Annotated in this window: 13 protein-coding genes; 11 read left to right on the top strand and 2 right to left on the bottom strand. The window is 60.4% G+C overall.

What is annotated here, in order from left to right:
• Nucleotides 1-8 precede the first annotated feature (8 nt).
• The 10 genes from PAF17_RS07105 (at nt 9) to PAF17_RS07150 (ending at nt 11,290) form a co-directional block, all read left to right on the top strand.
• Entirely contained in the window at nt 9-1,070 is a 1,062-nt protein-coding gene (locus PAF17_RS07105) for a zinc-binding dehydrogenase (protein WP_271888404.1), read from the top strand.
• Nucleotides 1,063-1,728: a class II aldolase/adducin family protein gene (locus PAF17_RS07110; protein ID WP_271888405.1), complete on the top strand. Its 666-nt coding sequence runs from the start codon at nt 1,063-1,065 to the stop codon at nt 1,726-1,728. Before PAF17_RS07105 ends, PAF17_RS07110 begins: the two co-directional genes overlap by 8 nt.
• Before the next feature lies 1 nt (nt 1,729).
• Nucleotides 1,730-2,713 (top strand): sugar-binding transcriptional regulator, encoded by a 984-nt coding sequence (locus PAF17_RS07115; RefSeq protein WP_271888406.1) that lies wholly within the window; start codon nt 1,730-1,732, stop codon nt 2,711-2,713.
• Between the two features lie 189 nt (nt 2,714-2,902).
• The gene (locus tag PAF17_RS07120; RefSeq protein ID WP_271888407.1) at nt 2,903-3,937 is read left to right on the top strand and encodes an ABC transporter substrate-binding protein; all 1,035 of its coding nucleotides are present in this window, start codon (nt 2,903-2,905) and stop codon (nt 3,935-3,937) included.
• A 5-nt stretch (nt 3,938-3,942) separates the two neighbouring features.
• Nucleotides 3,943-4,719 carry an ABC transporter permease gene (locus PAF17_RS07125; RefSeq protein WP_271888408.1) on the top strand — a complete coding sequence of 259 codons (777 nt, stop codon included), beginning with the start codon at nt 3,943-3,945 and terminating at the stop codon, nt 4,717-4,719.
• Complete coding sequence (locus PAF17_RS07130; RefSeq protein ID WP_271888409.1) at nt 4,719-5,474, top strand: ABC transporter ATP-binding protein; 756 nt, start codon at nt 4,719-4,721, stop codon at nt 5,472-5,474. The genes PAF17_RS07125 and PAF17_RS07130 overlap by 1 nt, the downstream gene beginning before the upstream one ends.
• Before the next feature lie 230 nt (nt 5,475-5,704).
• Nucleotides 5,705-6,889, top strand: a complete 1,185-nt coding sequence (locus PAF17_RS07135; RefSeq protein WP_271888410.1) for a glycine C-acetyltransferase — start codon at nt 5,705-5,707, stop codon at nt 6,887-6,889.
• A gap of 8 nt (nt 6,890-6,897) precedes the next feature.
• Complete coding sequence (tdh, locus tag PAF17_RS07140) at nt 6,898-7,935, top strand: L-threonine 3-dehydrogenase (RefSeq protein ID WP_408636390.1); 1,038 nt, start codon at nt 6,898-6,900, stop codon at nt 7,933-7,935.
• Between the two features lie 185 nt (nt 7,936-8,120).
• A complete protein-coding gene (locus PAF17_RS07145) occupies nt 8,121-9,329 on the top strand; it encodes a mandelate racemase/muconate lactonizing enzyme family protein (protein WP_271888412.1) in 1,209 nt (402 codons plus the stop codon).
• Nucleotides 9,330-9,499: 170 nt separating this feature from the next.
• A complete protein-coding gene (locus PAF17_RS07150) occupies nt 9,500-11,290 on the top strand; it encodes a hypothetical protein (RefSeq protein WP_271888413.1) in 1,791 nt (596 codons plus the stop codon).
• Here PAF17_RS07150 and PAF17_RS07155 read toward each other — a convergent pair whose 3' ends face one another.
• Nucleotides 11,291-12,328, bottom strand: a complete 1,038-nt coding sequence (locus tag PAF17_RS07155) for a TAXI family TRAP transporter solute-binding subunit (RefSeq protein ID WP_271888414.1) — start codon at nt 12,326-12,328, stop codon at nt 11,291-11,293.
• Between the two features lie 30 nt (nt 12,329-12,358).
• On the bottom strand, nt 12,359-14,200 hold the full coding sequence (locus PAF17_RS07160) for a coiled-coil domain-containing protein (protein WP_271888415.1): 1,842 nt from the start codon (nt 14,198-14,200) through the stop codon (nt 12,359-12,361).
• 272 nt (nt 14,201-14,472) lie between these two features.
• Here PAF17_RS07160 and PAF17_RS07165 point away from each other — a divergent pair, with 272 nt between their 5' ends.
• On the top strand, nt 14,473-15,210 hold the full coding sequence (locus PAF17_RS07165) for a GntR family transcriptional regulator (RefSeq protein ID WP_271888416.1): 738 nt from the start codon (nt 14,473-14,475) through the stop codon (nt 15,208-15,210).
• The last annotated feature ends 5 nt before the right edge of the window (nt 15,211-15,215 follow it).

Genomic DNA, 15,215 nt, shown 5'->3' on the forward strand with positions numbered 1-15,215 from the left:
TTCAGAACATGACCGAAATGATGAAAGCCGCCGTCTATCACGCGCTGGAGGATATTCGCATCGAGGAACGGCCCGTGCCCGAGATCGGCGCCGATGAGATCCTGTTGAAAACCCTTGCCTGCGGCCTGTGCGGTGGCGAGACGATGGCTTGGTACAAGAAATCCGAACCCAAGGTGTTGGGCCATGAGCCGATCGGTGAAGTGGTCAGGGTCGGCGCGGATGTGACCGACTACAAAGTCGGTGACCGCCTGTTCATCAACCACCATGTCGGGCGCGTAGACAGCCACCTGTCGCGCCGTGGGCATTTCACACGCGATCCGTTCTATGCGTCGATGAAGCTCGATCCGGGCGGGGTCTGCGAATATTATCGTGTGACGGCGCAGCATCTTCGCATGGATGCCCACAAGCTGCCCGACAGCATCTCGACCGAGGCCGCCGTGACGATCGAGCCGTGGTCCTGCGTCATGTCGGGGCTGAAGGTCTGCAACATTCAGCCCGGCGATACCGTGGCCGTGGTTGGCGCGGGCTTCATGGGGCAGGGCTTTGTGCATCTTGCACCGCTGTTCGGCGCGGGCAAGGTTGTCGCACTGGATTTCTCGGACTGGCGTTTGGACAAGGCCCGCGAGTTTGGGGCCACGCATACGATCAACCCCAAGAACGAAGATCCGGTCGAAGCGATGCGCCGCGCGAACAACGGTCGCCTGGCCGATACGGTCATCGTTATCGCGCCATCGCCTCAGGCCTGGGCGCAGGCCGAAGAGCTGGTCGAGGTTGGCGGAACGCTGCATCTGGGCGCACCGCTGGCACCGGGCACCGACTGGGTGCGGGATGGCGGTCGCGCCTATTTTGACCAGATCACCGTGACTTCGCGCTATTCGTCGGATCACACCGACACATACAGCTATATCCGTTTGTTGGAGGCAGGACGCATCAAGGCTGCCGAGGCCATTTCCCACCGTTTTGACATCGATGACAGCGCCGAAGCCTTCGAGATGCTGCGCAAGGCGGAAAAGTCGTTGAAAATCGTCGTTTACCCCCACGGCATCCCCGAGGAGAAGAAGAATGCTTGAAGCACTGAAGCAGGAAGTTTGCGAACAGAACCATCAACTGCCCCTGAACGGGCTGGTTGTCGGTTCCGGCGGCAATGTCTCGGGGCGGGATCGTGAAACGGGGCTGGTGGTCATCAAGCCGTCCGGGGTCAAGTTCAAGAACCTGACGCCGGAAACCATGGTCGTCGTGGATATGGACGGAAATGTCATCGAGGGCGAAATGAAGCCCTCGGTCGATACCGGGCTGCATCTGTATATCTATAAGGCGCGCCCCGATATTTTCGGCATCACACATACCCATTCGCCATACGCGACCAGTTTTGCTGCGCGCGGCGAACGGATCCCGGCGGTGTTGACGCCGATCACCCATATGCTGGGCCGTGACGTTCCCTGTTCGCGCTATGCAACACCGGGCGAGGTCGATACGGGACAGGCCGTTGTCGAGGCCGCAGATGGCGGATATGCTGCGTTGGTCAAGGCGCATGGTGTGTTCACCATGGGGCGTTCCGCGACCGAGGCGACCTCGTTTGCGATGTATCTGGAGGAGGCAGCGATGACGACGCATCTGGCGATGACGCGCGGTCCGGTCGAAGAATTGCCCCAGCAGGAAATCGACCGCTGCTATAACTGGTTCCAGCAGAACTATGGGCAGTCGGGCAAGAAAAAGGTCAGTGCCTGACATGGCCCGGGATGAGGCGCCGTCAAACCCGTTCAACGACAAGGATGCCTTGTTGGCGAATGTCGCGTTGCTTTACTATGGCGAAGGCTTGACCCAGAGCGAGATTGCCAAGCGTCTGTCGGTGTCTCGTCCCACGATCGTCAACATGTTGCGCGAATGCCGTGATCGCGGCATCGTTGAAATCCGCGTCGATGGCGAGGTGCTGGCTGCCTCGGCGTTGTCGCGGCAGCTTGTCGCGCGTTACGGGCTGGAAGATGCTTATGTGTCGCGCTGCCGGATCGGTGGCGACAAGCCCCCGGCGCGCGGCGAAAGCCTTGCCCAGCTGGCGCGAGTTGCGGCGATGGCCGTGCTGGATGTCGTGCGGCCCGGCGATACGGTCGGGGTTGCCTGGGGTGAAACGATCAAGTCGGTCGCCGATGCCATGCCACGACAGCCGGTCGAGGATGTGACCGTGTGCCAGATGATCGGTTCGATGGTGTCCGATCGCGTCGCCGCATCCGAGGATTGTGCGATTCGGATCGCGAATTGTCTGAATGCCAGCTGTTACACCCTGCATGCCCCCGCAGTTCTGTCTTCGCGCGATCTGGCGGCCAGCCTGCGCAGTGAACCGACGATTGCAAAACAGCTCGAGCGTTTGCAACGGCTGGATGTCGCCATCTACTCTATTGGCAACACCGACCCCGACACGCATCTGATTGCTGCCGGGATCGCCACCAAGGATCAGGTCGCCGATGCTGTCGACGCGGGGGCCGCCGGGATCTTGTGTTGTCGCTATATCGATCTGAATGGCAACCCTGTCGACCTGCCCCCCAACGAACGCGTGGTTGCGGTCGAAGTTGACCATTTGCGCGCGGCCAAACGCAAGCTTGTCGTGATTGCGGGGCAGGACCGGTTGCGCGCCGCGCAGGCTATCCTGAACGGCAAACTGGCCACGCATCTCTGCGTTGACGAAGCCCTTGCGGTTGCGTTGCTGCAAGCCGACTGAATCCCGTCATCCGGAAATCTCTGTGGTGCATCGTGATCGGCGCTGCGCGGATGATGTCTGTGCTGCCTATGTGCAAGCTTTATATAAATGACAAAATATTTGACATCTGTAAAAACGACGCGGTATCATTCCTGAATGATGGCGCAGGACGCCAAGGTGGCCCCACGGGGCTGAGGAGAGGAGGAAGACATGTCGACCGATAAACAAAACCGGCTGACGCGCCGAGGGGTATTGAAAGGCGCGGCCGCCTCTGGCGTAGCGCTTGCCGCCCCGAATTTCTTCATTGGCAAAGCCCATGCCGCAAATGAAACGCTGCGGGTCGGGATCATACCTGCCTATTCCTTCGGGATCTATTGGCTGGTGCAGGATCAGGGCTTCGCGCCCGGCGTCGACATGGAATTCAGCGTGTTTCCATCGGGTCCGCCCGCGATCGAGGCCATGGTCGGTGGGTCCGTCGATGCGATCACGGTGGGTGCGGTGCCGCCGCTGGCGGCGATGGCCCGCAAGGTTGCCGATCTGCGCGCGATTTCGGTCTGCGGGGACGCCTCGGGGCTTTATACGATCGTTGGACGCGAAGGTCTTGGCAGCCTGACCGATCTGGAAGGCAAGCGGATTGCCGTGACGTCGGGGTCGAACTTTGATTTCTTCCTGGACACGGTGCTGAATGCCGAAGGTCTGGCGGACATGCCGCTGACCCGCATCAACATGGAGCCGATCGACGCGCAGGCCGCGATGATCGCGGGGGCCGTGGATGCCACGGTGCCGCTGGCCACCTCGCGCAAGCTGATCTTTGACAAGATGCCGGGCGCGGTGATGCTGGCCGAAGGCGCAAAGATGCCGATCGAAAGCCGCCCTAGCATCATGGATATCTTCATGACCACGCAACAGACCCTGGATGCCAAACAGGATGCGCTGCGTCAGGTCGTCGAGGCCTTCCACAGCAAGGGCGTCGCAATGGTGCGCGAAGACAACGCGGAAGTTGTTGCCCGCATGGTTGCATGGCAGCAGAAGATCGGGCGCGCGGGCGTCACGGCCGAAGAGGTCGAGCCCCTGCTGAACGGCTATTTCTATTTCGACATTCCCGAAATCAAGGATGTCTTCGCCAAGGACCAGCTCAAGCAATCGTTGCTGATCCAATCGGAATTCCTGGCCGAGAATGACAAGATTTCTGCGGTGCCCGATCTGGATACGATGGTCACCAACCAAATCATCGAGCAGCTCTGATCGCGATGAACAAGAATACTGCCTTTAACTCGAAACGGGTGATCCTGGGCTGTCTGTCGGTGGCGGCGGTTATCGCGATCTATGCGCTGGTAACCTCTCGCCCTGACAACAACCCGGCCTTGTTGCCGCCGATCACCGACATCATCACATCTTTCTGGACCAACCTGACCTCGGGGTCCTTGTTGACGGCATTGGGTGCCAGCCTGTTTCGCATCAGCGCGGGGTTCCTGATCGGCACGACACTGGCATTGGTGTTGGGCTGCCTGATCGGCTGGTATCGCAATATCGAATATCTGTTCGATCCGCTGATCGAGGCCGTGCGCCCGATTCCGCCACTGGCCTATATTCCGCTGATCATCATCTGGTTCGGGATCGGTGAATTCAGCCGGGTGCTGATTATCACCATCGCCTGTTTCATGGTCTGTGTGGTCAATGTCATCGCGGGGATGAAGAACGTCCCGGCGGTCTATGAAGATGCGGCATCCACGATGGGCGCAACGCGTTTTCAGGTGTTCCGCACCGTGGCGGTTCCGGCGGCGACGCCCTTTATCATTACGGGCTATCGGGTCGCGCTTGCGGCGGCCTGGACGACGCTTGTCGCATCCGAACTGCTTGCGGCGCAAAACGGTCTGGGCTTTCTGTTGCAGGAAGGGCGGCGGTATTTCCTGACCGATCAGGTGATGATGATCATCATGATCATCGGGGCTTGCGCTTTCATCATGGATCGCATCTTCCGCAAAATTCAGGCGCATCTGATGCAATGGTCGGAGACACGTGAGTAATGCCAGAGATCCGTATCGAAAACCTGACGCATACCTTCGGCAAGGGTCAGCCCAATGAACTGACCGTGCTGGACAATATCAACCTGACCTTTGAATCCGGCAGCTTCAACGCCATCGTCGGCACCTCGGGTTGCGGTAAATCGACCCTGCTGAAGATGATGGCCGGCCTGTTCGCGCCGTCCGATGGCAGCATGAAGCTGGACGACCAGATCATTCAGGGCACCGATCGCCGCCGCGGCATGGTGTTTCAGCAGGACGCCGTGTTCCCGTGGATGACCGTGTCCAAGAATATCAGCTATGGTCCCCGTCTGCGCGGAGCCAGCGCCGCAGAGCAACGCGAGATCGAGGCGAAATGGACGCAGGCCGTCGGGCTGAAGGGCTTTGAAAACCGCTGGCCGCGCGAATTGTCGGGCGGAATGCGCAAGCGCGTCGATATCGGCCGCGTCTATGCAAATGACCCCGATGTCTTGCTGATGGATGAACCATTCGGTGCCCTTGACGCCCAGACCAAAGAGCGGATGCAATCCGACCTTCTGGAAACCTGGGGTCAATCACGCAAGACGGTCGTGTTCGTCACCCATGATCTGGAAGAGGCGATTTTCCTTGCCGACAAGATTGTCGTGATGTCTGCGCGTCCGGGTCGAGTTCACCATATCGAAGAGGTCAGCCTGCCGCGTCCGCGCACGGATGCCATGCGCCTGACGGATGAATTCATCCAGATCAAGCGGCGTTTGTGGGAGATGCTGGACCACTAGACCTGCCGTTCCCGACATCTGAGCTGTGAATTTGCCGGTTGCCCTCGTGGTGGCCGGCATTTTTCATGTCCGGCCACCCTGCCGCACCATCTGTGACCCCGATGTGATCTCAAAGCCGCTGGACAGTGGCGTTTACTTCCACGATCTTGACATGATGAATGATTGCTTGGCCGGCCAGAGGTTGGACGATCGGCCTCGTCCGAGCCGGTCCCGAAGGAATAGAGGCGTATATGACCCTGATCGAACGTATGTCATCCGAGTTGAAGCAGATCCGGGATGACGGGCTGTTCAAGGAAGAACGGGTCATCATCTCGATGCAGGACGGACAGATCTTGGTCGCGCCGGATCGCAGGGTCCTGAATTTCTGCGCAAACAACTATCTGGGGCTGGCCAATCACCCCGATCTGATTGCCGCCGGACATGCCGCATTGGACCGCTATGGCTACGGTATGGCCTCGGTTCGTTTCATCTGTGGCACCCAAGAGGAACACCGGACCCTCGAAGCCCGGATCGCTGCGTTTCTGGGCACCGAGGATGCGATCCTGTTTTCGTCCTGTTTTGACGCCAATACCGGCCTGTTCGAGACAATTCTTGGGCCGGAGGATGCGATCATCTCGGATGCGCTGAACCACGCGTCGATCATTGACGGCGTACGTCTGTGCAAGGCGCAGCGGCATCGATATGCGAATAACGACATGGCTGCGCTGGAAGATTGCCTGAAAGCCGCCGCAGATGCCCGCAACCGCGTCATCGTGACCGATGGTGTGTTTTCAATGGATGGGGTGATTGCCGATCTCGGCGCTATTTGCGATCTGGCCGAGCGTTATGACGCCACGGTGGTCGTCGATGACAGCCACGCCGTCGGACTGACCGGGCCGGGCGGACGGGGGACCCCGGCATTGTGTGGGGTGTCGGACCGCGTGCAGGTGTTGACGGGCACCTTGGGCAAGGCACTTGGCGGCGCCTCGGGTGGGTATGTTGCCGGTCCCGCGCCATTGGTGCAGATGCTTCGGCAGAGATCACGTCCTTACCTGTTCTCAAACACGCTGGCCCCTGTGATCGCCGGGGCCTCGCTGACCGCGCTGGATCTGATCGAGGCTGGCGATGGCCTGCGCGACCGGCTGGATGCCAATGCCGCGCGGTTTCGCACCGAAATGGAAGCGGCGGGGTTCACCCTTGCAGGGGCGGGGCACCCGATCATCCCCGTGATGCTGGGTGATGCGCATCTGGCGACGGCGTTCGCGGCACGGATGATGGAAAAGGGTGTCTATGTCACCGCGTTCTCATTTCCGGTGGTGCCGCGCGGTCAGGCCCGTATTCGCACACAGATGTCGGCGGCGCATGACGATGCCGATCTGTCGGCGGCCATCGCGGCCTTTATCGAAACGGGCCGCGAATTGAAGGTGCTTGCATGAGCAACATGATGAAGGCCCTGGTCAAGTCGCGCGCCGAGGCGGGATTGTGGATGGAGCAGGTGCCCGTGCCGGAACCCGGACCCAACGAAGTGCTGATCCGCGTTCGCAAAAGTGCAATCTGTGGCACGGATGTTCATATCTGGAACTGGGATGCCTGGGCGGCCAAGACTGTTCCCGTGCCCTTGGTGACGGGGCATGAATTCTCTGGCGTGATTGTCGAGACCGGCAGCGCGGTGACGCGTTTCCGGCCCGGCCAGCGGGTGTCGGGGGAAGGGCATATCACCTGCGGCGCCTGCCGCAACTGTCGGGCGGGCAGGGGGCATTTGTGCCGAAACACCCTTGGGGTTGGTGTGCAGCGCGCCGGATCATTCGCCCAATATCTGTGCCTTCCGGAAAGCAATGTCGTCGTGATCCCCGATGATATTCCCGATGAGATTGCGGCGATCTTCGATCCGTTCGGGAATGCGGTGCATACCGCGCTCAGCTTTGACTGCGTGGGCGAGGATGTCCTTGTGACCGGTGCCGGGCCGATCGGGATCATGGGGGCGCTGGTTGCGCAGCGCGCCGGGGCGCGCAAGGTGGTGATTACCGATATCAATCCCACGCGGCTTGCCCTTGCCCGCAAGATGGGGCTGGAACATGCGATCGACACCAGATCCACCGATCTGGTGGATGTGATGTCTGGTCTGGGGATGACCGAAGGATTCGATGTCGGGCTCGAGATGTCGGGCGCTGCTCCGGCATTCCGGCAGATGATCGACGTGATGAATAATGGCGGCAAGATCGCCATCCTGGGCATTGCGCCGACGGGTTTCGAGATCGACTGGAACAAGGTGATTTTCAAGATGCTGCATCTCAAGGGCATTTATGGCCGCGAGATGTACGAAACCTGGTACAAGATGATTGGCTTGGTACAGTCCGGGCTGGATCTGACCCCGCTTATCACACATCGTTTGCCGATTGACGATTTCGCTGCCGGATTTGCCGCCATGCGCGCGGGCGAGGCAGGCAAGGTTGTGCTGGACTGGGGTGCCGAAGACGGCTGATCCAGACATTTTCGGTCCGTATTTTCAGCGCCCGCCAGGATGATTGGCGGGCGTTCTGCATTTCTATGGCCGCGCCTCCGCGCTGAAATGCGGTTGGAAATGCGTGGAATATCCTTGATCGTCGATATATATGCAAATATAGTCGATTATTATGATTGTATCATACATCTGCAAGAAGGGCGAATATGGACACGACATCCCAGCAAGTGGTTGCGGCAGGAACGGGTCTGGACAGGTCGCAGGCGCGCATTGCGGCAATCGAGCCGATGTTGGTGCGGGTTGGTATTCGTAATCAGCTGCTGGTCAAGGTGACGACCGAAGACGGATTGTTCGGCTGGGGGGAATCGGGCCTGTCGTCGCGCGAAGCGTCGGTGATCGCGATGTTGAATGACTTTGCGCGCTTTCTGATCGGGCAGGATTCCCGCCGGATCGGACGCATCTGGCAGGAATGTTATCGCGGCCAGTATTTTGAAGGCGGACGTGTGATCACCGCAGCGATTTCGGCACTGGATATCGCGTTGCATGATCTGCTGGGCAAGCGTCTCGACGTGCCCGTCTATCAATTGCTGGGCGGAAAGCAGCGCGACACCGTGGGATCATTCGCGACCACGATGGGCACAAGCATCGACCGGCAGATCGAGGATATCCGCATTCTGCGCAAGGAAGGGTGGCAATGTGTACGGACCTATCCCGGCTCTTTTGGCGAAGGCGAGGTTTATGATCCGCAGGCGGCCGTGTCCCAAACCGCAACCGAGTTGATTGCGATCCGGGAAGAGTTCGGCCCGGATCTGTGCCTGGGCGTGGATCTGCACCACCGCCTGTCCGTGGTTGAAGCCGCGAATTTCTGCGCAAGGCTTCCGGTTGGCACCCTTGATTTTCTGGAAGAGCCGATCCGCAGCGAAAGCCCCGAGGCCTATCGCATGCTGCGCAGCATGACCTCGGTGCCGTTTGCCGTCGGAGAAGAGTTTGCTTCGAAATGGCAAGCCGCACCATTTATCGAGCAGGGCCTGACCCAATATATGCGATTGGATATCTGCAATATCGGCGGCTTCACCGAGGCGATGAAGGTCGCGGGTTGGTGCGAACGCCACTACATGGATCTGATGCCGCACAACCCGCTTGGTCCGGTCTGCACCGCGGCCAGCGTCAATATGTCCGCCGCCGTGCCCAATTTCAGCTGGCTTGAAACCCGTCAGTCCAGTGTCGAAAGCAACGGTTTTCACGATGAAAAGCTGTTTCCGGTGCAGGTCCGCATGGACGGGCCGAACTATGTCCTGCCCGATTGCCCCGGGCTGGGCGTCGAGATCGACGAGGACGCAATCGCCAGCCAGGCTGTGACGCATGTCGAATGCCCGCATCTCCGCAGGACGGATGGTTCCGTGACGAATTGGTAAACGGGACACAGCGGCGAATTCACGCGGCACCCGTTCTTGACGCTGACAGCGCAAGGAGTAACCTGAATATGCGTGTATTTGTGTAGCGGCAGGAATGGGCCGATGTTCAGGGGTTTGGCTTTCAGCGTTTCAGGCTGTGGGGCAAGGATGGGCCGTGGTTGGGGCCGGGCATGTGCCGCCACACCATTGGCGTTGTCGGCATGACCGGCGCTGCGCATCAGGACGGGTATTCTTGCCCGGTCTTTGATACGATGACGGACCCGTCATTGCTGTATCCATCAGCTGCCGAGCAAGCTGCCTTTTCCAGTCTGCGTCAGGCCTTGACCGGGGCAAGCCCGGTGACCTTGCTGCTTGGCGTCGAAGGGATCGGCAAGACCCAGTTGTTGAACGTGATCCGGTCGCGCCTGTCGGAAAGCCACAAGATCGCCTCGATCACGCTGGAAGAGTTTGAAACAGACGCTCCCGGACCCGATGATGGCGCTGGCGCGGGGATGGCGGCCGACGACCTCATTCAATCGATCCGCGAATTTGCGATCGAGGATGAAGGCGCAAACCGGCCCGCCCATACGCCCGCTCTGTTGATTGTCGACGATGCCGACCAATTGCCCGATGGGGCATTTGAGCAGTTGCTGCAGGTTTGCGCCAGCTTGACCACCGCCGACCCTCCGGTCCAGCTTTTGCTGTCCGGATTGCCGCAGCTGCAAGCGCACCTGAAAGAGTGGCAAGACGGTGCGTTGCAGCAATATGTCGATGCCGAGATCCTTTTTGCGACGCTGACCGAACAGGAAACCGCCGGCTATGTCGCGCATCGCTTTGCGACCCTGGACTGTGCCTGTCATGGCGGCCGCAACCCTTTCAATGCTGCTGCGATGGGCCGGTTGCACCATCATTGCGGCGGTGTTCCGGGTCGGGTTGGCGATCTTGCCAGGCTATGCCTTGCCGAGGCAGGTCGTGTTGGCGCAACGGTCATTACGGCGGAGTTCGTCGATGCCTGCGAACGCGGTGAGCTGCCCGAAACCGTGGCGGGAATGATCGCTTTGTCCGAGCCTGCTCCGCATACCAAAACCGGGGAACATATCGAGGACGCGCTGATCGACAGTCAGCCAGTGCCTGAAATGCGCGCGCCCGCGCCGGTATCAATTCGTGCAGCGCCAAACCGCGATCCGGCCGTCGCGCCACGCGCGTCCCGGTCGCGCGGCTGGGTCTGGTCCGCGGCTTCGGGGGTCGTTCTGGCGGCTTTTGCAGGGGGGCTGATCTGGAACCAGCTATCGGGGCGGCGCGATACGGTTGCCATGATGGACCCGAGCGGTGCTGTTGTCGCGCCATCACCGCCACGGCCGCCGGCCCCCACCATCACGCCTCAAGCGGAACCTCGACCAGCCGTGGCCGAGGTTCCGCCACCGCCCCATATCCGCCTGTCTGCGATGCCGGATCCGCGCGAACTGTTGGATCAGGCGCTTGAATCCGCCGTTTCTGATCCTGCTTTTGCGGCGCTGCTGTATGAACGCGCAGCCTTGTTGGGCAATGATCGCGCAGCATATTTCCTTGGCCAGTTGTTCGAGATCGGCGATGGCGTCAGCATGGACCCTCATCGCGCCCATGCATGGTATCAAGCCGCTGAAAACAATGACCGGGCTGCCGGGCGGATCGAGGCGCTTGCGCCGTTCCTGTCCGCGTCCGAGGCATCCGGGGCGGCCCCCGTTCCGGTGTTGCAGGCCAGTCTGCCGGACGGGCGATTGGCGTTGCACTGGCGCGCGGCCGCAGGAGAAAACCCGTCACGCTTCGCTGTGGAATTTGTTGCGGCCGGCGATGACGGCGCGCCGCAACGGCGGGAAACCGGCCTTTCCGCAATGCTGCTGGATCAACAGGTCATCCGGTGGCGCGTTGTGACCCTGACGGGTGGTGGCGACGATCAAGGGGCGACCGAGTGGTTCGACGCCCCATTGCTCGCCCGGAACTGATCAGCACCCCATGACGGCGCAAATGCTGCGGCGATAGCTTTCATTCGCGTCGCTATCAGTGGTTGTGGGTGCAGTGCAGTTCATCTGGTAGTCCGAACTGGTTCCCCGCGTCACGCATGCCCCGACATCCCAACCCGAGGGGATGGCGCCGAGATCGACGTCATTCCATTTCGGATGCCCGTATTGCTTCAGCGATTCAAGATTGCCGGAGATCAACGAGCTCAGGTCGGACACGGCATCGCATGATTGCTTGTGATAGGCGTTGCGCGTGGCGTCGTAGTCATAGGTCATCAGGATGGCCTTGACCGCGACCAGGTCCACGGGATCGCTTTGGAACTGATAGGTCCCGGCCGCGAGCGTCGAAGGTGTATAGACGCTGCGCAATGTGTCATCCGTGATCGGCAGCAGATGAAACTTGCTGCCATCGACGCCGCTGCCCGTGTAAAGGGACGCGGGTGCGCCGGCGACATAGAAAAATGCGTCGATGCGCCCTGTCAGCAGCTGTTGCAGCGCATCCCTGGGGGCGATGGCCAGCTTTTCGGCAGGTTCCAGCCCCGCCAGCGACAGCATCAGCGAGGCGGTTAGAAAGGTGCCGCTGTTTTCCGTTCCGATGGCGACACGCTTGCCTGCAAGATCGCGGAAATCCTGCAAATCATTCTTGGCAAGGATATGCACCTCTTCCTCATAGAGCGGGAATGCGATGCGTACGCCTTTGATGGTGCGTGCAATATCGGGGTCCTGTGCGGCAAAGGTCTGCATGTATTCCAGAACATCATTCTGCACGATGCCGAACTGCGTGCGTGGGCGTTGCCGCACGCCCAGGAAATTCTCAAGCGAGCCGGCGGATTCGACGACATCCATTTCATGCCCGCATTGCCCCATCAGACGCTGCATGTCACGCCCGAACTGGATATAGGTGCCGGTCGCGGACCCCGTCATGATGCTGATCTGGGGTTCCTGGGCGTGAGCAGCGATCAGGGGCAGTCCGGCAAGCCCGGCGGCCAGTGCAAGACGCTGAAAAAGCTTGGGCAATCGCATGCGTTCCTCCTGTGATGAATGGCGCGGGCGTTAGCAACTGCCCAGTTGAGATAACAATGACAGCAGTGATTGGCGGTTGACGGGCTGCTGGACCAGGCCAAGGGCGTCAGCGGGGCAGGTGCCATCGATCAGCGCGTCGCGCAGCCTGGTTGCGGCTTGTGGGTCGGCGGGGTGCCCGGGCATTGTATCCAGCGCCTCATCGACAACCGATGCTTCGCGCGGGCCTTCGCGGCGTGGCGGTGCAGCCGGCTGTGCCGGTGCGGCTGCCGGTGGCGCTGCTGCGGGGGCGGGCGTTTCAGGTGCCGTTCGGGTTTGCGCGATCAGGTCGTCTCGCTGGCTTGTCAGTGTGGCGATGTCCTGTTGCAGGCTTTCGGCCTGTGCCGACAGGTCGTCCAGCTCGGCCCGCTGCGCCTGCAATGCCTCGTTTGCTTCGGCCTGCTGTTGGGCGTTGTCCTCGGCCTGTTGCAGCTCTGCGGTCAGGGCTTGTTTCTGCTGGTCCAGCTGGCCGATTTCCGCGCCGAGCGCGGCCAGCTGTTCCTCTTGGGTCGAGATCTGCGTGGCCAGTTTCCGGACGTTTTCTTCCTGCGCCGCGATCTGCTGGTCCAGTTCGGCTTGTTCGGCGGCTTTCTCCGCCGCCAGGGCTGCCTGTGCCTGCAAGTCCTCGCGCTGGCTTGTCAGTGTGGCGATGTCCTGTTGCAGGCTTTCGGCCTGTGCCGACAGGTCATCCAGCTCGGCCCGCTGCGCCTGCAATGCCTCGTCTGCTTCGGCCTGCTGTTGGGCGCTGTCCTCGGCCTGTTGCAGCTCTGCGGTCAGGGTTTGTTTCTGCTGGTCCAGCTGGCCGATTTCCGCGCCGAGCGCGGCCAGCTGTTCCTCTTGGGCCGAGATCTGCGTGGCCAGTTTCCGGGCATTTTCTTCCTGCGCCGCGATTTGCTGGTCCAGTTCGGCTTGTTTGGCGGCTTTCTCCGCCGCCAGGGCTGTCTGTGCCTGCAAGTCCTCGCGCTGGCTTGTCAGTGTGGCGATGTCCTGTTGCAGGCTTTCGGCCTGTGCCGACAGGTCGTCCAGCTCGGCCCGCTGCGCCTGCAATGCCTCGTCTGCTTCGGCTTGCTGTTGGGTGCTGTCCTCGGCCTGTTGCAGCTCTGCGGTCAGGGTTTGTTTCTGCTGGTCCAGCTGGTTGATGTCATCCTTGCGGGTGGCGAGTTCCTCGTCCAGCGTTGCCAGTTCCGCGCGGCGGGCAGCAATTGCTTCATCCAATGCCGTATTCTCGGAATCAGCGGCCGTGGTGACCTCTTGTTGCAAGAGGTCGCGTTGATCGCGCAGGGTCGCGATTTCTTGGGTCAGGGCGTCGACCTCTTGCCGGTTTTGCGCGATGGTCTGTTCAAGTGTTGCGGCTTCGGCTTCAAGAGAAGACTTGCCGGTTTCGTACTCGGTTATGCTGGCCTGCAGCTCTTGGCTTTGGCTTTCCAATGAGGTCAGATCGGCGCGGCTATTGTCGATGGACTGCGTTAATTCGGACAGGGTTTGACGGGCCGCTTCGATATCGCTGCCAAGCTGGGCGTGTTCACCGGCATTCTCAGCCGCGGCGCTTTGCAGTTGCTCGCGTTCTGCGGACAGCGTTTGCACGTCGGCCTTGATAGCATCCAGTTGGGCGCGGGCGGGCGCAAGCTGATCGTTCAGATCCTGAAGCTGTGCTCTGGATTGTGTCAGTGAATTTTCAAGTTGCGCGGCCTCGTCTTCCAGATCCACGATGATTTGGCGCAACAGATTGGCCCTTTGGGGATCGCTTTCTTGCGCATATCCCTGCCCCGAGGCGAAAAGCCCCGCCGATGCAATGACGGATGCATAAAGTGCAGATGACCAATCGAACCGTGCCACGAACTACCTCCTGCAACTTGTTCAGAATGCGGGATCACGCTCACATGTCAACGTTGTTAACGCTGTCGTCGCGCAGTTCACGGTGCGGGCCGGCGATAGCCTGTGCCCAAAACTGTCTGTTGATGGTTCGCTGTCGTGCACCCGGCGTAATTTTTGGGCGCAGGGCTATCTTCGAAGATAATTATAGAGATATAATATATATGTATTTACCACCGCCGGCATGGTCTCTGACCAGGGATCGGCTGTGATGCGCGCAACATAAGGGCAAGACAATGGAAGGCGAGGCCAAGAATACCCGGTTGCTGGCTCAGCCCCTGTACAAGCGCGCCGAAGTGGAAATGACCAACCGGATTGCAACCGGGCGCTGGCCAGCGGGCTATCAGCTGGCAAATGAATTCGCGCTGGCCGATGAATTCGGTGTCAGTCAGGGGACGATACGCAAGGCCCTGGTCGCGATGGAACGGCGCGGGCTGTTGATGCGCAGCCCGGGGCGCGGGACGATGGTATGCAAGACCACCCAAGAGGAATCGCTGTTTGCGTTTTTCCGGTTGCGAAACGAATCCGGGGAAATGGTGATACCGACCCCTGCGCGCGAAGAAATTTCCTCCGGGGATCCAACCTCACGCGAAATCGAGGTGTTGGGACCGGATTGCCGGCAGGTAATCCGTCTGAACCGACTGCGCCAGAATGGCGGCACGCCATTCGTCGTCGAGAGAATGAGCTTTGACGTGGCGACCTGTGATGGCATGGTCGAAGATCTGCCACTGCCCGGATCGTTATATCCCTATTTGCACGAACGCTTTGGCCTGATGATCATGACGGTATCGGAATCGATCACCGCGGCAGTCGCCGATGATGATCTGGCCGCCGCGCTAGAGGTCGAAACGGGTGCGCCGCTGCTGAAGGTTGTGCGCGTCGCGCGTGATCTGTCGGATCGCAAGGTCGAATTGCGTGACAGTTTCTATCGCACGGATTTCGCATCCTATCAGATCGAACTTGCCCGGTCGTGACCGGA

This window comes from Paracoccus onchidii (assembly GCF_028294535.1).
Classification (GTDB): domain Bacteria; phylum Pseudomonadota; class Alphaproteobacteria; order Rhodobacterales; family Rhodobacteraceae; genus Paracoccus; species Paracoccus onchidii.